The organism is Brevibacillus sp. DP1.3A (assembly GCF_013284245.2).
In the GTDB taxonomy this organism is placed as follows: Bacteria; Bacillota; Bacilli; order Brevibacillales; family Brevibacillaceae; genus Brevibacillus.
Genome location: NZ_CP085876.1, coordinates 4,885,927 through 4,904,071, shown reverse-complemented (window position 1 = coordinate 4,904,071; position 18,145 = coordinate 4,885,927). Strand labels below are relative to the sequence as shown.

Annotated in this window: 20 protein-coding genes and 2 pseudogenes; 15 read left to right on the top strand and 7 right to left on the bottom strand. The window is 43.5% G+C overall.

The genetic code is table 11. The features are described from left to right. Window positions 1–8 precede the first annotated feature (8 nt). The 10 genes and pseudogenes from HP399_RS22435 to HP399_RS22395 all read left to right on the top strand — a co-directional run bounded on the left by HP399_RS22435 (window position 9) and on the right by HP399_RS22395 (window position 7,965). A complete protein-coding gene (locus HP399_RS22435; RefSeq protein ID WP_173619060.1) occupies window positions 9–407 on the top strand; it encodes a hypothetical protein in 399 nt (132 codons plus the stop codon). A gap of 180 nt (window positions 408–587) precedes the next feature. After that, window positions 588–1,046 (top strand): chemotaxis protein CheX, encoded by a 459-nt coding sequence (locus HP399_RS22430; protein ID WP_173619059.1) that lies wholly within the window; start codon window positions 588–590, stop codon window positions 1,044–1,046. A 75-nt stretch (window positions 1,047–1,121) separates the two neighbouring features. Further along, window positions 1,122–1,646, top strand: a complete 525-nt coding sequence (locus tag HP399_RS22425) for a hypothetical protein (protein WP_173619058.1) — start codon at window positions 1,122–1,124, stop codon at window positions 1,644–1,646. A gap of 20 nt (window positions 1,647–1,666) precedes the next feature. Beyond that, window positions 1,667–2,908 (top strand): ABC transporter transmembrane domain-containing protein, encoded by a 1,242-nt coding sequence (locus tag HP399_RS22420; protein ID WP_255653756.1) that lies wholly within the window; start codon window positions 1,667–1,669, stop codon window positions 2,906–2,908. Window positions 2,909–2,934: 26 nt separating this feature from the next. Further along, a pseudogene (locus tag HP399_RS31040) lies at window positions 2,935–3,468 on the top strand (ATP-binding cassette domain-containing protein); the annotation flags it as partial. A gap of 288 nt (window positions 3,469–3,756) precedes the next feature. After that, entirely contained in the window at window positions 3,757–4,191 is a 435-nt protein-coding gene (locus HP399_RS22415) for a GNAT family N-acetyltransferase (RefSeq protein WP_228088321.1), read from the top strand. 350 nt (window positions 4,192–4,541) lie between these two features. Next, entirely contained in the window at window positions 4,542–5,405 is an 864-nt protein-coding gene (locus HP399_RS22410) for an ABC transporter permease subunit (RefSeq protein ID WP_173619056.1), read from the top strand. Between the two features lie 34 nt (window positions 5,406–5,439). Further along, window positions 5,440–6,363: an ABC transporter permease gene (locus tag HP399_RS22405; protein WP_173619055.1), complete on the top strand. Its 924-nt coding sequence runs from the start codon at window positions 5,440–5,442 to the stop codon at window positions 6,361–6,363. Between the two features lie 44 nt (window positions 6,364–6,407). Continuing rightward, window positions 6,408–7,331, top strand: a complete 924-nt coding sequence (locus HP399_RS22400; protein WP_173619054.1) for an ABC transporter permease — start codon at window positions 6,408–6,410, stop codon at window positions 7,329–7,331. Between the two features lie 412 nt (window positions 7,332–7,743). Continuing rightward, a complete protein-coding gene (locus tag HP399_RS22395) occupies window positions 7,744–7,965 on the top strand; it encodes a helix-turn-helix domain-containing protein (RefSeq protein ID WP_003387736.1) in 222 nt (73 codons plus the stop codon). A gap of 782 nt (window positions 7,966–8,747) precedes the next feature. On the opposite strand, the gene HP399_RS22390 is transcribed toward HP399_RS22395, so the two are convergent. Both HP399_RS22390 and HP399_RS22385 read right to left on the bottom strand, forming a co-directional pair. Continuing rightward, window positions 8,748–9,728, bottom strand: coding sequence for a BtrH N-terminal domain-containing protein (locus tag HP399_RS22390; RefSeq protein ID WP_173619053.1), 981 nt, complete (start codon window positions 9,726–9,728; stop codon window positions 8,748–8,750). A gap of 1 nt (window position 9,729) precedes the next feature. Continuing rightward, window positions 9,730–10,284, bottom strand: coding sequence for a PadR family transcriptional regulator (locus tag HP399_RS22385; protein WP_173619052.1), 555 nt, complete (start codon window positions 10,282–10,284; stop codon window positions 9,730–9,732). Between the two features lie 127 nt (window positions 10,285–10,411). Between HP399_RS22385 and HP399_RS22380 the strand changes: the two are divergent. After that, window positions 10,412–11,269: pseudogene (locus HP399_RS22380) on the top strand (Tn3 family transposase); the annotation flags it as partial. 644 nt (window positions 11,270–11,913) lie between these two features. Here HP399_RS22380 and HP399_RS22375 read toward each other — a convergent pair. After that, complete coding sequence (locus tag HP399_RS22375; protein WP_173619051.1) at window positions 11,914–12,348, bottom strand: hypothetical protein; 435 nt, start codon at window positions 12,346–12,348, stop codon at window positions 11,914–11,916. A gap of 252 nt (window positions 12,349–12,600) precedes the next feature. Further along, a complete protein-coding gene (locus HP399_RS22370) occupies window positions 12,601–13,593 on the bottom strand; it encodes a GNAT family N-acetyltransferase (protein ID WP_173619050.1) in 993 nt (330 codons plus the stop codon). A 355-nt stretch (window positions 13,594–13,948) separates the two neighbouring features. Between HP399_RS22370 and HP399_RS22365 the strand changes: the two genes are divergently transcribed. Both HP399_RS22365 and HP399_RS22360 read left to right on the top strand, forming a co-directional pair. Further along, the gene (locus tag HP399_RS22365) at window positions 13,949–14,212 is read left to right on the top strand and encodes a hypothetical protein (protein ID WP_370642542.1); all 264 of its coding nucleotides are present in this window, start codon (window positions 13,949–13,951) and stop codon (window positions 14,210–14,212) included. A gap of 1,005 nt (window positions 14,213–15,217) precedes the next feature. Continuing rightward, window positions 15,218–15,451, top strand: a complete 234-nt coding sequence (locus HP399_RS22360) for a BC1872 family protein (RefSeq protein WP_173619049.1) — start codon at window positions 15,218–15,220, stop codon at window positions 15,449–15,451. A gap of 77 nt (window positions 15,452–15,528) precedes the next feature. Here HP399_RS22360 and HP399_RS22355 read toward each other — a convergent pair whose 3' ends face one another. Beyond that, a complete protein-coding gene (locus HP399_RS22355) occupies window positions 15,529–15,927 on the bottom strand; it encodes a hypothetical protein (RefSeq protein WP_173619048.1) in 399 nt (132 codons plus the stop codon). Between the two features lie 125 nt (window positions 15,928–16,052). On the opposite strand from HP399_RS22355, the gene HP399_RS22350 reads away from it, so the two are divergent. Continuing rightward, on the top strand, window positions 16,053–16,298 hold the full coding sequence (locus HP399_RS22350; protein ID WP_173619047.1) for a DNA translocase FtsK: 246 nt from the start codon (window positions 16,053–16,055) through the stop codon (window positions 16,296–16,298). A 222-nt stretch (window positions 16,299–16,520) separates the two neighbouring features. Here HP399_RS22350 and HP399_RS22345 read toward each other — a convergent pair whose 3' ends face one another. Next, window positions 16,521–17,039, bottom strand: coding sequence for a hypothetical protein (locus tag HP399_RS22345; RefSeq protein ID WP_173619046.1), 519 nt, complete (start codon window positions 17,037–17,039; stop codon window positions 16,521–16,523). Window positions 17,040–17,214: 175 nt separating this feature from the next. On the opposite strand from HP399_RS22345, the gene HP399_RS22340 reads away from it, so the two are divergent. Continuing rightward, complete coding sequence (locus tag HP399_RS22340) at window positions 17,215–17,421, top strand: hypothetical protein (protein ID WP_173619045.1); 207 nt, start codon at window positions 17,215–17,217, stop codon at window positions 17,419–17,421. A gap of 458 nt (window positions 17,422–17,879) precedes the next feature. Here HP399_RS22340 and HP399_RS31205 read toward each other — a convergent pair whose 3' ends face one another. Further along, window positions 17,880–18,080 carry an ArsR/SmtB family transcription factor gene (locus tag HP399_RS31205; RefSeq protein ID WP_217367679.1) on the bottom strand — a complete coding sequence of 67 codons (201 nt, stop codon included), beginning with the start codon at window positions 18,078–18,080 and terminating at the stop codon, window positions 17,880–17,882. Between the last annotated feature and the right edge of the window lie 65 nt (window positions 18,081–18,145).

Here is an 18,145-nt window from a genome sequence, read left to right as displayed (position 1 = left end):
TCCATTCGATGTTTTACCACGGGATCATGTGGGAATATGTTACGAGAGAGTACCCTGTGCTATCACCAAGAAGGACCGCTAGAAGGAAGCATGGGGCAGAGCAATTGTGGGATCGTATTCATCTGATCGAACAATTCGGTTTGGAGCCCGTTCATTTGCTTGAGGCCGACGAACGGTACGATGCTGTCCGCTGTATACAGGAATGCTTGGCATTTGGAGATACTGTTTTTGCCTTTGATCGAGTCCAGCTTCCGATGTGGCAATTGAGTAAGCATGAGATCGGGGTAGAAATATTAGACTTGCGAACGTGCACGGCCATCTATACCTTTCGTCATGAGACAAAAGTAGATGATTATTTTCCTGGCACACCATGTTTCTATGACCTTATGCCTATAAAGTTTTCGTAATCCTATTGCGTCTGCCAAAAATCGACATTATGATATTCCTATACGAGTGCGTGTTCAAAAAGTCGTCTTTTCAACACCTCTTTCGATGTCGAATAGGCTTCCAGTACTACTACGTGATCAAAAGACGACTTTTTGAACAACCTCTGAGAGTGAATTGCCCGGGAAAGGGAGAGAACGCAGATGATAGTCCAGTACCTTGATCCATTTCTTGAATCAGCTTCGTCCGTGATTCAACAAGTATGCAATGTCGACATTTCGCGTGGAGAGTTAGCTGAAAGAGAATGGAGCCATGTAGAAGGCCATACATGGATTCGAATCGGAATGACAGGTCAATTACAGGGTGAGGTCTTTTTCGGTCTGCAAGAGGAATTGGCTTTGCGCATTGTCTCGGCCATGATGGGCGGCTACCCCGTGCAAGAGATGGATGAGCTCGGAAAAAGTGCCATTTCCGAGTTGGGGAACATGATTTCCGGGAATGCGAGTACGCTTTTGTCCAATCGAGGTGTTATTGTAGACATTACCCCGCCTTTATTTTTACACCAGCATGACTTGAAAGACATGGCAGGGACAGCATTGGCTGCACCACTCGATCTTCATGACATGGGCAGACTGGATATTCAAATTATTGTGATAAGATAGAGGCGGCTAATGGCCGTCTTTTTTGTGAAGGATACGTAGCCACAACATCATCATTCAAAGGAGGGATGGAACGAGATGGATCATTACTTCTCGATCTGTTCAGCTGAGATGTATTATGAGAAATACATGGCCTTTTTATTGGAAAACTACGACCAGCTTCGCATGCCCTATTCCTTTCCTGTGACACTCAGTTTTCTGGCGAGTCCCGTTTTAATGGAGGGGAAAGCATTTCTTTGCTTCAACGATGACGATGAAGTGATCGGTGCCTTTTCGTACATTTACGGGACAGGTGAAAATCAGTACGAAGACAAGCATATCGTTCAAATTCAGGTAGTCTATTTTTTAGAACAGTATCGTAGCAGTCGCCTTTTTTTGCATGCCCTTCAGTATGTAACCGAATATATCGCCTATATGGAGGAAGACGTGAAGGAGTTTCGATTCTGGACTTCCTCGGACGACTCTTTACGTAAATTGTTTACCAAGATTGCAGAACGAGTAGCTTCTGTGGAAACGGCAAATGGTCCATTGGATGAATATCGCGCATCGTTTTTGGCTTGGCAATCCTATGCAGCCAGGTTTCAACATGAACCATTTTTCTAATCCAAGAAGGAGACGTTACGATGCTGTTCGTCATCAAAAACCTGTTTGGCTACATACGCCCCTATAAGCTCCTGAGTTCCCTTTTTTTCCTCACGCTTGCACTCGATCTGCTTTTTCTATCCTTGGCACCTCTTAGTTTCCAGATGATCATTGACAAAGCGATTGTTCCCAAAGATATGCAAATTTTCACAGTCATCATGATCGTATTGGCAATTAGCGGGTTTATCTGTGTCAGTGCTGGAATTATCAGTGATTATGTTCTGGCAAAACTAAATGCACGTGTGCAAAATGATTTGCGGCAAAAATTGTTTGCCCATATGCAGCATTTGCCGGTCAGCTATTTCCACAAAACGCGTTCGGGCGAACTAGTCTCACACTTTTCGGTGGATTTGCCCGTCATTGACAGATCGTTGGCCATTCTCTTCACGACGGGTATTCAGTCATTGGTGGTCGTGACGATTAGTACGATGGTGTTGTTATATTTGGAATGGGTGATGGCGCTGTGTATCTTGGTGGGAGCAATCTTGATCTGTACAGGTCCTTATTTGCTTGGCCGACGTGCCCACGCCGTCAATGCCGCATACAAAGAACAGCTCGCTTCTATGACGAATGATGTCCAGGAAAATACGAAAGCGCAAATGGTTATCAAGGGCTTCAACCTGCAAGATGTCATGATCGATAAATTCAATGAAAGACTCAAATTGCTGTTGGTCAGCAACTATCGCAAAAATTTGATGGCAGCGAAGCTGGAACGGATTCCTGCGCTATCCTTACTACTCGTCAATTTTACGATTATTGGCTTCGGTTCCTATCTGGCACTCACCGGGCGCATCTCTGTTGGTTCGCTTGTCGCCTTTTTCACCATGTATACGTCGATGGGGAATGCAGTGTTTAATCTGACCTTTACGCTCCCGCTGATTACAGATGCACAAGTCAGTATGGAGCGAATCCAGAAGGTACTGAATGAACCGAGTGAAAAAGTCGACCATTCTGTAGCGGAACAGCCCGATTTGCGTTTGACTGAAGTGTCCATAAAAAATGTTGCGTTTGGCTATCAGGAAAATCAGTTGCATATAAATCAGGTCAGCATGCAGATTCCGGCTCGAACAAAAGTTGCGATTGTTGGCTCCAGCGGTTCTGGAAAAAGCACGATCGTTCAGCTGTTATTAGGCTTTTATCAACCTAGTTCTGGCCATATCGAGATAAACGAAACGGAACAAAGCTCGATGAATGTAATCGGGGAGCCTTCCGAAACCACGTAGGGGTCGTCTTTCAGGATAACTTTCTTTTTCACGGAACAATAGCGGAAAACATCCGGCTCGGCAAACTCGATGCGACCAACGATGAGTTGAGGATGGCTGCACAGCAAGCGGAGATCCATGACTATATCATGAATCTACCAGATAAGTACGAAACACTAGTTTTGGATGGGGGAAGCAACCTCTCTGGGGGACAAAGGCAGCGACTTGCCATTGCTCGAGCGATTCTGCGCAATCCTTCATTACTCATTCTGGATGAAGCAACTTCTGCCCTCGATCCCATTTCAGAGGCTTCTATTAACAAGACTTTTGCAAAGCTTTCCAGCGATCGGACTGTCATTACGGTGACACATCGCTTGTCGACCATAACGGACAAGGATCAAATATTTGTGCTGGAGCAGGGGGAACTAGTGGAGCAAGGAACTCACTCCCAACTGTTGCAAAAGAGGGGCTATTACAGAAGGCTATGGGACAAGCAAAGTGCTTTGAGCAGCCCAGAAGGTGTTACGGATGTTCCCAAACATCTGCTGAATCTGAGGAGCAGATTCGATTTGCGATCGTAGAGGACGGCGATCACTTTGGAGAAACAGACTTAGCGGGTGCTTTACAGACAACAACCGTGACGGCTCTCACCTCTTGTGTTGTTTTGACCTTACCTTTGAAGGTATACCAGTACATCACGTCCCAACACACGGCGATTGGCAGGAAAGTCCAACAGCCGATACGTTAACGAACAGAAAAAGAAAGGCAGTGTGCAAAGGATGCATGTCCAATTCAGAAGCTGTACGAGTGACGATGATTTTGCCCAATTCACGCTATTCTTTATGCGCAATCGCTTGGAGTTTAGTCGTATGTTTTCTCTTAGTGACACACTCGTTCATATTTTGACGTTTCTCCCGGATTCTCATTTGATCCTGATAGAAGACGAGCGAGGTAAATTGGTCGGATGGGGCCATTATCAATACTTGACAGGAGAAAGGCAAGCAAACCCAGAGGGCGAAATTTGCTATATCCATTCAGTCATCGTTGAAGAAAAATATCGAAGTAGCAGGGTATTTCTGAAAGGCTTTCGCCACCTTATTAGACAGGTCCAAGAAGAAAATGAACACGTGAAACAAGTGACCTTTCGTGCAGATGCTAATCATGTTTATTTGAACCGGCTCTATTCGAAATTTGCACAGGTTGTAGGGGAGCAGGAAGGCTATTACGGACAAGAAAACATCTATATGACCGAAATCAATCAACTCGCTTCCTATCTGGGAATGGTCATAATTGACGGTAAATAAGGAAAAATGCTATTCTTAAGAAGATATTGTCAGAAAGGAGGACTATTAGATGATTCCAATGGTACCACGTTTGAAAGACGGAGTAAGAAAACCTTTCACTGCTTCGATTCAAAATCTTCTCATGAAAAATGAGCAGCTGCGTGTAGCTACTTCTTCTACGAAGTAATCGATCAGCTATCATCTTTTTCGAATCAACTGTTCCCATGAATGGAGAAGTGGTTGACAGGCTATCCTGCTCAGCCACTTTTTTATTTCTGTTTGAATAGAATAAAAAAATAAAATATTTTCTATTGTCTGGATGATTTTTAATAGATAGTGTATTGTTGGAAATAGTAAGGGGGTATGAGAGTTTGACCTATGTTAAACAATTAATCGGGATGTTTTTCCTAGTTATCGTCGTTTGCGGTGGGCCGTTCATGCTATATACGCAAAAGGAAGAAATAGTATTCGAACCGGGAAATATCGTAGTCCATACGGTATATCTGATTCAGCAGATTGCAGAAGGCTCCCTCGGAACCTATTATTCGGGGCAAACGGAAAGGAGCATTGCAGAGGATATCCTCCCATTTGCAATTAGCTCTTTTGAACTACTATTCGCAAGTGTTAGTGTCGCAGTCCTTGCTAGTATTATTTTTGGATTGCTATTGCAGCGCTTTCGGATTGTACGTCAATTTCAAAAGGTTTTGAATCTCCTTGCCACGATTCCTGATTTTATCCTAATAGTTGTTTCGATTGTGGGTGCGGTCGGATTTTACAAGATGACGAACATTCGAATTATCACCCTATCACCCATAAGTGACTCTGAGAGTACCTGGTTTCCGATCACTTTACTGTCAATTGGACCAACGATTTTTCTCATGAAGGTAGTCAGTTTGAAGTATGCACAAATTGGCGGCGAAGACTATATAAAAACAGCACTTGCCAAGGGGATGGGGATTTGGCATGTTCTGATTCACCACGTCTATAAAAATATCAAGCCGTTTCTGATTGCTGATTTAAAGAAGACGATTGCGATTTCGGTAGCCAACTTGTTTATTGTTGAGTACTTATTAAACGTCGTAGGATTGACCCGGTTTATTTTCAGTAAAGATGGCGGATACGAATTCAATGCTGCTGTCATGGGACTTTTAGGTATTATTTTGCTATCCATTTTAGTCTATGTATTGATTCGTCTCATTCTGTATGTGATTGAACGCGCGGTTGTGTATAAATAACCCAGACTTCTTTTGGAATGAGTGAGGGTATGGTATGAGGAAACGGTTCAATTGGGCTTTATGGCTAGGCTGTATCTTGGTAGTATTTCTAATGATTATTGGAGTAGCCGGACCTTATTTGGCCCCCTATGATATCGATTACCAGGTGAAAGTGCGCAATGAAATGGTGAACGGGAAGCAAGTGATCATTTCGCCGCCTCTGGCACCTTCAGGCGAGCATCTGTTGGGTACGGATAAATGGGGCTATGATTTGCTTACAAAACTACTCCATGGGGCACCGTACACCATTTTTATTACGCTCATGATTGCGTTATTGCGATTATTGATTGGAGCATGGATCGGACTGTATATTGGAATATTGGACAAGCAGCAGCGTTGGTGGATTGCGATTGAGAACGCCTGGGGGTACATGCCCATATTTATTCCTGTCTATTTTTTATTGAAAGGAATCAATATCAATCCAGAGTTGCCAACGTTTACGCTCGTGTTGTTTTTCGTAGTGGTCGTGGCAGTGCTAGGGGCGCCTTCGGTAGCTGCGTCCATCCGTCAAAAAACGGAGCAAATCAAGGAATCCCAGTACGTTTTAGCTGCGACTTCGCTGGGGGCTGGGCGGGATCAGATCATCTTTCGCCACATTCTGCCGCATTTGAAGGAGCATCTGGTCATTGTTTTGGTGACAGAGATGATCGCCACCATGACGTTGATGGGGCTTCTCGGGATATTTGGTCTGTTTGTAGGTGGCACGACTATGTACTATGACCCTGTTGAGTTTCACTCGACCACACATGAATGGGCAGGACTGCTCGGGACTTACCGAAGCTTTGTCTACACGAATTACACGTGGATTTTCCTGATTCCACTTGCTGCTTATATGCTTGCAATCAGTTCCTTTAGTCTACTGGCCAAAGGATTGCGTGATAAATTCGAACAGACGTATAGCCGTACCCCATTTATTTAAGCAGCTGGTCACTTTTCAGCATGAGGGATAAGTGAGGTTTTTTGATGAAAAAACGAATCCATTTTTCTTTATGGCTAGGCAGTATTTTCGTGTTCCTTCTGATCGTGATCGCTGTGGTGGGGCCTTACATGGCTCCCTATGATCTGGAATATCAAGCGAAGATGCGTCAGGAGATTGTGAACGGTAAACAAGTCATGGTCTCTCCGCCCTTCCCGCCGTCAGAGGAACATTTACTCGGCACGGACAAATGGGGGTATGATTTACTGACCCTCTTGCTCCATGGAGCGCCATACACTGTTTTTATTACCCTTGCGATCGCATTTATTCGCGTGTTACTTGGTACATGGATTGGACTCTACATCGGCATCCAAGATAAAGAGCAGCGTTGGTGGATGGCGATTGAAAATGCATGGAGCTATATGCCTGTGTTTATCCCCGTGTATTTTCTTTTGCGAGGAATCAATGTGAATTCGGAGCTGCCGACGTTCACGCTCGTGCTGCTTTTCATTGGGCTCGTCTCTGTCCTTGGAACACCTTCTGTAGCCTCTTCTGTGCGACAAAAGGCCGAACAAATTAAAGAATCACAATACGTTTTGGCTGCTGTTGCACTGGGAGCTGGCCGGAATCAAATCGTCTTTCGCCACATCTTGCCGCATTTGAAGGAACAGCTCATTATCATCTTGGTGACAGAAATGATCGCTGTCATGACCTTGATGGGGCTTCTCGGCATATTTGACCTGTTTGTAGGTGGTACGAAAATGACCTTTGACCCGATTCTGTATCATTCCATTACACACGAATGGGCAGGGCTGCTTGGGTCTTATCGAGGCTTTATTTACAGTAACTATACGTGGATTTTTCTCGTACCACTGGGGGCATTCATGATCGCCATTGGATCGTTTAGCTTGTTAGCCAAAGGTTTGCGTGATAAGTTCGAGCAAACGTATAATCGTACCCCTTTTATTTAGGGTGTGGTGCCCTTGATTTTTACGAATCAAGGGCATCTTTGGTTGATCCGGTTAAAAATAATGGTCGAATTGTAGGGAGCAGTATATGTGTCGGGTGAATAGACTGGAGTGTCGGGGGCGGTGTTGGCCTTGGGTTCCGATGGCAATCTCATCAGGCGAGGCGAACTCGTCGCGATCTGAACGGGGGACAACTGGGGGCCATCGTCGTCTCGAACGGAAAATTCACGGCGGATGTCGAAGAGGTTTCTCAGCGGTGTTCGGAACCCATTGCCCATTTTCTGAATAGGATGTAAGGCAAAAGCCTAAAATCCTTGAAATTCCGGCACCATCACCCACCCCCCATCATAGGATAAGGTGACTCTGTAATCCCTCAACCTTGTTCCTGTAGAGCCCACAAGGAGGGGTGGCACGATTGAAGGGTAGCGACCAAACCAAGCCGTTGTTAACGAATCGCGAAAGAGAAGTGTTTGAACTCTTGGTCCAAGATAAGACAACCAAAGAGATTGCCGGACAACTCTTCATCAGCGAAAAGACTGTGCGCAATCACATTAGTAACGTCATGCAAAAATTAGGTGTCAAAGGTCGATCTCAGGCAGTAGTCGAACTCGTTCGACTTGGTGAACTAGAGATTTGAACCCAGTCCACCCAGCCTCCCTTTTCTTCCCTTGGTCGGAAGGGAGGGTTTTTTTATGTTCATTTGCGTAAATGGCGAACATGAGGGGGCGGACAAAGAAAGAAGCAGAGAAGGCAATGGGAGGCTGGAGGTTGGTGCTTAACAAATCGGTAATTGTGGGAATTTTAATGTCGTAGTTAGTTGTTACTCATAGTGAGGGGGCGTAGGGTCAAGATAGTTAATTAATGCGACAACCCCCCAATAAATAATAGAAGTGATCAGCACATATATCCATCTTTTACGCAGGGACTTTGAACGTACGATTAAACACCATCCAAGGAAGGGCAATGTTATCAAAATAATTGATGTAAATTCGATCATGCAAAATTCACTCCTTTCACGTTTAAATACGCAATTGGGGAATATTGGTTACCTGGTCGTTTTAACACAGCACACGTTTGATAAATGAGGGGAGAGAGCGGGTATCATCCGCACTTGAAACGATCAATGACCTTGACGGAGGGGTGGACGGGCTTGAAATACCTCTCTCAATTAGCCATTTCGTGAGAAATTGCTGCGACACATCCCGCGTGGTAATTATAGCAATATATCAAAATAGAAATTCTCGGGCCTGCTCACGAAACGGAAAAAATCGTACGCTAAGTAATGCTTTGCATGAAAAAAAACCGGACCTCACAAGGTAACCCGGTTCTCGAAATTGCTATAAGGAGTATCAACAACAAATCGCGTAAAACGTACGTTAAGCTTAATTCAAATAAGCCGACCTTATGCTAGCTTAGGAATTACACCAATAATTCCATAGCTGCTCGTTCTTTATCCGCAATCTCGAGCAAAAGCTTAGAAACCTGGTTTAGCTCCTGGTAGCTTCCCGTTCTTCCTGCATGGTTGATCAAAGAAGAAACGCTGGCCCACATTGGAGCGATTTCCGCGAACATCAATGATGCCTGCTCTAATTTTGGGTCTCCAAGCAGTTCTGTGCATTCTTTGAGAAAATCGCGATACAGGTTGCGAAACAATGCACCGCCGGTTCCCGCTCTTTCCATTAGCAACGCAGTTAAACATAGATCATGCTCAAAATTTTTGCTGCGCTCAGGCCACTTCAAAATTTCGCTGCTCATTTTCATAATGCCTTTATTCCCGATATTTCGAATGGGTGGATTCAAATAGTCATTCGCATTCTGGGTTAAGGACGCACGAATAGCAGGTACAAGCGGCGGAAGGGCAACAACCGACTCAATCGTGAAGGAACGATTTCGGGAGCTCATCGACCCCTTGGCATTGCGGGCCATGGCCAAATGATCCAAACGCGTCTTAACCAGTCCGCCCTGCTGTTTCGTATCCGCCATGTAGGCGTATTCGTCATCCATCCCATAGATCACCGCATAGTGGGCGGCAAAGTGCACTTTGTTTGTGAAATAATCCAAATAATAAGAGTCCAGTTTAAGTCCAACCGGACTGCCGTGTTCGATGAAGCTCTGTACGTTCTGCCAAGCTTTGTCAACGGACGAAGTTTCTTGTATCCTGACGGTCAAGTTGAGTCGCGTGGCTAAGCAAGCAGACAATTCATCCGGCTTCACTCTTCCTCCGATAAAAGGAAAGTCCAGCCCCTTCGAATCCCAATAAATGAATCCCAATCCTTGTCCGAGTCCGAATAACATGGGTTCTGAAAGCTGGACACCCGCAAATTGAAGCAAATTCCCCATCGTCGTCGTCTCGCAATGTTCGCCCTGATAAGGAACGAAACCTTCAATGATTGTAGCCATGTTATTTCATCTCCTCCAATAATTCGTTGATTAGATGAACGACGAATGACCGTTCGCACTCAATAAGGCTCATAGCATGAAGGAAAAGCGCTCTTACATGCAACGGCAATTGAACGCCTCCTTGCGATTCGGACTTTCGCCCGATCTGTTTCGAAGTCTCCTTAAGAAAATCCAGCCGTTGCCGCAATGCTTCAATGGCTTCACCCTTCTTGACAAAAGGCAAAGCAGCCAACCCAAGGTCGAACCGGGGGTCGCGTTCTCGCGAAGAAGACAGGCTGACAATGATTTCATTTCTTAGCAAGTCCATACCGGCTTCCATCATGATAAATCGTATCGGCATAGGTCCCTTACCGGATTTCTCACTGGAACCCTCTGACTCGATCAATCCTTTATCGTTCAATTTCTTCAGTCCTGTATATATCGAAGTCGTGCCGATATTCGCCCATTCCCGGTAGCCGCGCTGATCGATTAACTTATTGATGTCGTAACCCGACACTTGATTACATTCCGCGATAATTTGCAACAGCATAAATTCTACATTCGAAAGTTGATTCATGGAGAGACTCCTCATGATTTATATTTCATATATGTAATATAACAGTAGTGTAATATAAGATCAATATCTTGTTCCTTTCGTTGCATACAAATCCACGGTTGGCAAGCATTCTTGAGAATTAAGAAAACTGGCCGAAGTGGTCAATGCGCAGTCCCAACAGACCTTTAGCACTTGGTGGGGAGACGGTACGACTTCATCATCAGACGGTCAGTGGTTCCGGGCTGGTGGCATAGGCCAAGCCGTCGGTCACTTCAACGCGAAATATGGCAAGGAGCCCGGTGTCACATTTTACACACATATATCAGGATCAGTATTCGCCATTTCACACCAAAGTCATCAACGCCGCTGAACGCGATGCGACCCATGTACTGGACGGTCTGTTGTATCACGAGTCGGATTTGCACATTGAAGAGCACTACACCGACACAGCAGGCTTTACTGATCATGTTTTTGGCCTGATGCAACTATTGGGCTTCCGTTTTGCTCCAGGCATCCGCGACCTCAAAGACAAAAATCTATATGTGGTCGGCGACATAAAAGCATTCCCAACGCTGGCAAGCCTGATCGGTGGCGGCATCAACGTAAAACACATTCGTACACAATGGGACGATATTCTTCGCCTAGCAGCGTCGATTAAACAGGGTACCGTCACCGCTTCTCTGATGCTTAGAAAGTTGGGCAGTTATCCACGTCAGAACGAGCTAGCTATGACGCTGCGGGAATTAGGACGTATCGAGCGTACGCTTTTCACACTGGACTGGCTGCAAAACGTTGAGTTACGCCGTCGGGTACAGGTTGGCTTGAACAAAGGTGAAGCCAAGAATGCACTAGCCCGCGCGGTCGGTCGATTGATGACAACCTATTAGAACACCTATCAACACTCGGATGGGAACACATCAACCTGACTGGCGACTACACATGGCACCAGAGCAACCAGGTGGCACCAGGCAAGTTCAGGCCGTTACGCCCAGTCAGTGACTCGTAGCGTACGATAATTTCCGTTTCGTGAGGTGACCCCATTCTCACACAAGTATGTAAAAATATATATAAGAAAGAACTTTCGCGTATAGCATGTAGTTCTTTATTTTCGAACTCATATATAACTAAGCACTACAGTAATGCTCATTGTAATAAAGAAATACCCCTTCCATTATTGGTAAGGGGCGGAGGTGGGCGATAGGTTTTTATTTATGGTCCAGCTGCACTATTCGATTAACAATGGCTTCTGCTAAGTCCATTCATCAACAGAGGGAATTAGCTTACTTAGTCCTTCTCTCATCGTCTGTATGGTCCCATTGTGTGATATGAGCAAATCCAATAGCACCCTTCAGGTATGCAAAAAGGGAAACAACGCGGATATTGATCTGGAAATTGAACTAATCGACCATTTACTTTCTTGAATCCCTTAGAGTTAGAATTTTTCTTGCTCAAGAGATATCACCTCCTGATAACGTTCTAAGATAACATATTAACAAATTTTACCTTTTGACTGGACGAGTGTTCTGCCGAATCGAAAATAGCGTGAAAAACAGGTATAGAAGGACACCAGTCGTGAGTCGTGATGTATTGGTAATAGTTTATAAGCTCTTGAAAAGTCAGTAGTTTAACAAATTGTGTAATTAGTAAGTTTCATGGGAAGGTAATAGCATTTAACGAAGTAATAGGAACGAACATTTCGTACACATTATTAACCACTCCAATATGAAGAAAAATGCTGTAAATATGAGTGCCTGGAGAAGGAGTATCAACCCAAGTAATAGTAAGAGGAAGCATTTCATATTTCGTTCCAATTTCGGAAGGGGATTCAGGGGAGTTAGTTTGACTGTGCCAATTTGAGTAACTCGCAATTACAGTGGATGTTGTACCAGTTACTCTTTTTAAACCAAAGAATATACGAATAAGGTAATCAGGTTGTACGTCCACATTAACGACTAGATGAGCCATAGAATCAAATTTAATTTGCTGACCAACACGTGTTGTTATCGGTGATAGAGAAACAAGTGTCGTTTCAGTCGCAATGGGCACTGGAATATTATCATTCTGTGCAAATAAAAGGGTTGGCAAAATAATCACCTGCTTACGAAGTTATAAGGTATTCCCAAATTTATGCCGTTATTTGAATATTTATTCTGGAAGTAATTTGACATAACAGTAATAAAGTTACCAACACCCACCATTAAGTGTCATTTCATAAATGAAAACAAGCTGATCTATTGTAGATCAGCTTAGAAGTAAATTTGTAAAAATTAGACGGATTCGTGAAACGATTATTTGAATACAGTATTTCAAAATATCAGAGAGGACGGGGATTTGGAACTACTCTTTCACCGAGGTTATTCTGCTATCAATAAGGCGAGAAACTCTGTAAGAAACAGGATGGAAGCCTTGACGAGGCCAATAACGTGAAGATTGTAAATTCGTTTCTCTCCAATCTGTCATGCAGTAGGCATATCCTTTTTTCTTCACATGGGCAAGTCCATGTAGTGTAAGTGCATAATTGATACCTTGCCCGCGATATTGATCTAGAGTACCAGCAACCCCTAATTCAACACAACGATCCGGTACATTCAAATTTACATTACTTTTATCTAAGGGGAAATATCCTTGGAAAGAAACAATTTTTCCATCTTTTAAGGCGATCCAGAAATCGACATCATGATCATCAAGGAGACCTGCATAACCTTTACGTAATTCCTGAGGGTCATCACGTAAAGAATAACTAAAAACGGGTGCCTTATTTTGATGAGTTCTAATAATATTTGCAATATCCTCTACCAAACTACGATCTTCTGGGGATGCCAAGCGAATTTCAACATCTGGAATGCTCAAGGGAAAGGGAGATTCCCGATCATGTAAGGAGAGTAATGCATGTATTTGTTCAAAGCCAAATCCTAAACGGAACCAAGAATGAAGTAATTCCGGTTGACTGGCTGGAATTAGTGCAAAATGACTGAAATATCCCTCATCTACCCATCGTTGAGAAGCCTCTGAATAAAGATCTCTATATAATTCAACGGAGGTATTGTGAGAAATTGCATGACCCTCCAAATTGATCCAGACATGTCGATCCCGAAGAGGATTTTCAATCTTTTGTCCAATTAGGTAACCAATTAATTTACCATCTTCAATTGCTGCGACTCCGCTACTGTTTGGTTTTGACCATATCGTTTTAACAGCAGTCGTTGCATAATTTTCATCTTCACATTCAATTGGTAGTACCGAAAGGATTTCACGATCTAGTTTATGACGTTTGGACAATAGTTGCCCAGCCTCTGAGATTAACTCATCAGTAAATGGTATGAAATACATGAAATGGACACTTCTGTTTTTTATCATCATAAAGCTGCTCTTAATCTATTGCAATTAGTTTCCTTAATCCAATTGGCACTTTAAATTCTTGGGGGAATTACATGGCGAAATTTCGCCCTAGAAGGTGAAGTAAAGGCAGGCGATTCGGGTAAAGACGGGATCAATAACTGGGGTGAAAATGCCGTGGTACTGCAGATGATTCTTATCGAGTAAAGCAGTGGAATGAATTGCCGAACAAAATTAGTTTAGTGGCTGAACGCCTGAAGGAGATCTAAATTGAGAATAGGCCAGCACTCCAGATCATCGGGAGGTATCGACGGAAGATGTCCTGATTTATGCTGATCCACCTTACATTTTGGGTACAAGGAACGGAGAGATTTATGGGAATGAGATGACGGATGATGATCATTCTGATTTGTTGAAGGCTTTAAATGATCATCCCGGCCCAGTGCTGCTCTCCGGATATGCAAATGAGCTATATGAGGATTTGCTGAGTGAGTGGCAACGGAAGGAACGCCAGTCAAGTGGGGCAGCAGACAATCTTCTCGCTGCCCGGCATATAGCGGATGGTTACAAAATGCTCAGGGAGGAAAGTGAAAGCCGTCAATCAAGAAATTAGCAATTTGTAGAGGTACCAACATATCCAAAATCCAAGGAGAATCCAAATGAGAATGAAAAGTACGCCTATAATCCAATTTTTCGGTTTACCTTTAGCTAGAAGTTGTTGAGCTTTTTCTCGACAATCACTAATGGTTTGGAAGAGTGTTGCTTCGCTCAACGAAATCATCTCAAGAGTAATGTAACAAACGATATTGTTTCATTCCATTCAACTCCATCAAAAAAACCTGCAGCAAGATAGGTTTAATCTTGTGCAGGTTAACAGTCTCTTAGTGAAATGGTTAGAAAGGTCTTCTAATAACTTTAATTCTCCGTGCTCCATTGCGGATAAGCCTTTGCGCTCGTTGACGGCTGATTCTAACAAGTACTGAAGTATCTGTTGAGTTTTCAACGTCAAAGACTGAGAAAAACCGACCATTAGCGAACAGTACACCTTTAAATTCAACACTCAATCCTGGGCGGGCTCGCGGTCGTGTGTTCTGAATAATAGTACGCATTACACCTGCATTAATGAGTGCCCTCGCCTGTTGGGGCGTTGTACGAACCGCAAAAACGGGGTCAATTTCAACACCAGGCGCCTTTGCTTCCACTTCAACAATTAGGAAAAATCGGTCTCCGATCCGTGCAAATGCTATTTGCCCCGATTGTAATCGGCTGTGTTGCCATGAGAGATATCACCTCCTTGTACCAAAATATGCAGGAGGTGTTGGAGGGGACAAGGGCATCACTACAATTTTTGATTTTTGGTATTTTGACTAGATTCGTAAGTGGACATGAGGTTTCTTTACTAATTAGTTAGGGAGGAAAGAACGATGGGAAAGTGCTGCTACAAGAATTGTAGTAATGACGCGGTGGTACCAGGAGTTGTCTTTGCAAGGAACGAGAATGGCGGTTTCTTTCCGGTCAAAAAGGAGGAATCAGCATGACTGAGCAACAGATCGTTGAAACGCTGGGAATGAAGGTAATGGGATGGGATCTTGGCAGGCATGCAGGAGAGCTGTAAGGCTTGCTTAAAACAAAGGAAAAAGACTGGGACCCACTCCACAACTTATCCGATGCGTGGCAAATCCTCACAAAGCTAAAAGAATCGTACAAGAACGCGGGCATCCTCTACAACGATTTGGCTGATGTCTGGGAGTGCCACGCGGGTTATGACGGACACAGTTACTTCGCAATCGACGTTGAAGGTAAAACAGAATGCGATGCGATCTGCAATGCAGGTATGAAGGCGGCAGAGTAGCTGCACTTAACAAATCGGTAATTATTAAAAGTGAAAAAACACTTCTCGATGAGAAGTGTAAGAAATGAAATTGATTATTACTCTTTTACATCAATTTCCCAATCTTCTGAGCCTATAATATTTCCTTTCTCTACAGAAAATTGAAGGGTATATTTTCCCGATTCTTGGAAGAAAACAGTCCCTTCATATCCATCCTCATAGGGTTGCATTACAATGCTCACATTTTGGTTATTGTCAAAGTAAGTCACTTTTACAAGTGCATTCCGTAATGGCCTATCATTGTAAAACAAATTGCTCGCTACATCAATTGGAGTTTTGGCTACAATTCCATTGGCAGAACCGGCTTGTAAGTTCCATCCAAATTCATTTCTTTGGGCTGGTGATGGGTCAAGTAAGGAACTTGCAGGAATTAAAAGTGCAAATAAGAGAGGCAGAACAACTACTAAGTTTCCAGATTTAAAAAGTTTTTTGTTCAAAATGAATTACCTCCGATTCAAATACTGATCCTGCTTACACTTTAAGGACGAAGATAATGGTAATTTGTTACAACTCCATTCAGTTTTTTTACAAACCACACGATTTGTAAATGGAGGAATCAGACATGAACGGTAACTTGTATTCAGATTTTGAAGAACGGTATCAAGAGGCGGTACAGATTGTGAAGGAAACCAAGCAGTGCGCTACGAGCATGTTACAACGGAAGCTGAGATGCGGTTACATTTATGCAGCGCGCCTTATTGATCGCATGGTGCAAGAGGGGGTAGTTTCTTCGTTCGTGAACCAAGGGGAATTTATATTTAACAAAACATTACATATTCGTATTTCTTTCCAGGACAGCCTTTTGTAATCCCAGTCCAATTAAACTACTAACTGCGACTGTCAAAAAGGTTGCAACAAGAAGCATTGGCTTATTTTTATTAAACTTAAAAATGAATACTAAGCCGATAATGAAACTTATCAATAAACAAGTTAATATTACTTGTGAGAAGAGGAAAAACGTAAGAAACGTCAACACACCTCTTAACGCAATGTAAGAGGTGTGTCTATTATCAAGCTTTGTTAAAACAATTTATTTGTCTAGTAGGGAACCGTCGGGAAATGCATTCTTTAGAGAGTCAGCAAGTACAATAATTTTATTCCAATCAAAATTGTATTTGTTAAAAACAGATGCGCTTGTGATGCCGCGCTTAACGACTCTTCCATTTTCTTCATCCAAAAGGTAGACAGTTGCACTGCTTTGGAACTTTATCAGTTGAGCATTTTCACCAATGACTGGCCCATCGGGAATACTGCTAAGAGACGGATATTCCCTAATACCATCCCAATTATTGAATAATTTAAAATAAACTTCGGCACTAACAATGCCTCTTTTTTTACCATCCATGACCAAATATACAGTTGCACTGTTAGTTTCTTTCACCCGAAAACCATTCAATAGATGTGGATCTATTGCTTTTGCTTGAATTGACTGACTTGACTTTGGAGAATGAGAGGTGGCAGTCGTCTTATTTGACTCAGCATACGATGGTGTAGCCAACATACTAGCTAAAAGTAATGTAGCAGATAGGCAAGACAAAGTGCGCTTCATAAAAAAACAACTCCTTAATTTGTAATTTATTTCCAATTCAATATGAATTTCTTGACTATCAATAGTTTTCCTTTGGATGTATGGAAGGAATTGTTACAAAAATGCGAATACTAAAATTTTTGTAGAGTTGTTTTTTAGGAATCTCATAAAACCAAAAACGCGGGAGGGGGACAGGATGAAAGCGGGACGTGAGCTCGATGCGAAAGTGGCAGAGACGCTGGGATGGAAATCAACCAAGCTAGGTAACTGGTATGATGAGCAATTAGATCAGATGAAATCACTGCCTTACTTTTCCATCACTTGGGAAGGAATGGGTGTGCTGGTACGAAGAAACGAGAAAGTAAAGACATGGGTTCAAACAACCTCTTCATGGCAGTTGTGATGCGATTTCGGCGAAAGCGTTAAATAGCCCCCACCTTTATCAAGATGAGGGCCGTCTATATTGCCGACAGTTGATAGAACTATCGTGGCAACTTGCGATTGTTTCCCCTTCAACGGATTTACTGTTCTTGTTGTGCAATAGTGGTGCAACTTGAAACTCTGCCCAAAATAGTTCTTGCTCGCCTTTACTGTTTCTGGTCGTGCAGGTCCGTCGTCAGATTGTCGAGTGCAGCGGACCAGCCGTCGTACATGTACTTATCGCCGGGGTGACCGGCGAATCTGCGCAGGTGGAAGATCATCTCGGTGCGAATGTGGACATGTTCATTGTTCCTCCTTTAGGGTCATGGTTTTGAGATGTTCTTCCAGTGCATCGAAACGCTGGTTCCACTCGCGGCGGTGCTTCACGACCCAGGCCGATACCTCATCGAGAGGCTCGGTGCGCATCGTCAAGGTCCGCCATTAGGCTTTCGGTGTGCGTTTGATCAGCCTTGCTCGCTCCAGCACTTTTAGGTGCTGAGAGATTGCGGGTGCGGTTATCTCGAAAAGTTCGGAGACCTCCCCGACTGTCGAGGCCCCCTGTGATAGCCTGGTCAGGATATTTCGGCGCGTCGGATCGGCGAGTGCAGCGAGTATGAGGCTGAGTTTGTCTTTTGTAACCAATTAAATATCTCCTTAATTAAGGTTCTTATTAAACATATACCGCAATGTAGGTCATTTCGAGCTGC

Bases quoted from the DNA above. Each gene is read 5' to 3' on its own strand.
- HP399_RS22345 (WP_173619046.1), bottom strand. From the start codon at position 17,039: ATGAAGCGCACTTTGTCTTGCCTATCTGCTACATTACTTTTAGCTAGT.
- HP399_RS22350 (WP_173619047.1), top strand. From the start codon at position 16,053: ATGAACGGTAACTTGTATTCAGATTTTGAAGAACGGTATCAAGAGGCG.
- HP399_RS22415 (WP_228088321.1), top strand. From the start codon at position 3,757: ATGTTTTCTCTTAGTGACACACTCGTTCATATTTTGACGTTTCTCCCG.
- HP399_RS22390 (WP_173619053.1), bottom strand. From the start codon at position 9,728: ATGGCTACAATCATTGAAGGTTTCGTTCCTTATCAGGGCGAACATTGC.
- HP399_RS22400 (WP_173619054.1), top strand. From the start codon at position 6,408: ATGAAAAAACGAATCCATTTTTCTTTATGGCTAGGCAGTATTTTCGTG.
- HP399_RS22425 (WP_173619058.1), top strand. From the start codon at position 1,122: ATGGATCATTACTTCTCGATCTGTTCAGCTGAGATGTATTATGAGAAA.
- HP399_RS22385 (WP_173619052.1), bottom strand. From the start codon at position 10,284: ATGAATCAACTTTCGAATGTAGAATTTATGCTGTTGCAAATTATCGCG.
- HP399_RS22435 (WP_173619060.1), top strand. From the start codon at position 9: ATGTTTTACCACGGGATCATGTGGGAATATGTTACGAGAGAGTACCCT.
- HP399_RS22430 (WP_173619059.1), top strand. From the start codon at position 588: ATGATAGTCCAGTACCTTGATCCATTTCTTGAATCAGCTTCGTCCGTG.
- HP399_RS22405 (WP_173619055.1), top strand. From the start codon at position 5,440: ATGAGGAAACGGTTCAATTGGGCTTTATGGCTAGGCTGTATCTTGGTA.
- HP399_RS22420 (WP_255653756.1), top strand. From the start codon at position 1,667: ATGCTGTTCGTCATCAAAAACCTGTTTGGCTACATACGCCCCTATAAG.
- HP399_RS22340 (WP_173619045.1), top strand. From the start codon at position 17,215: ATGAAAGCGGGACGTGAGCTCGATGCGAAAGTGGCAGAGACGCTGGGA.
- HP399_RS22370 (WP_173619050.1), bottom strand. From the start codon at position 13,593: ATGTATTTCATACCATTTACTGATGAGTTAATCTCAGAGGCTGGGCAA.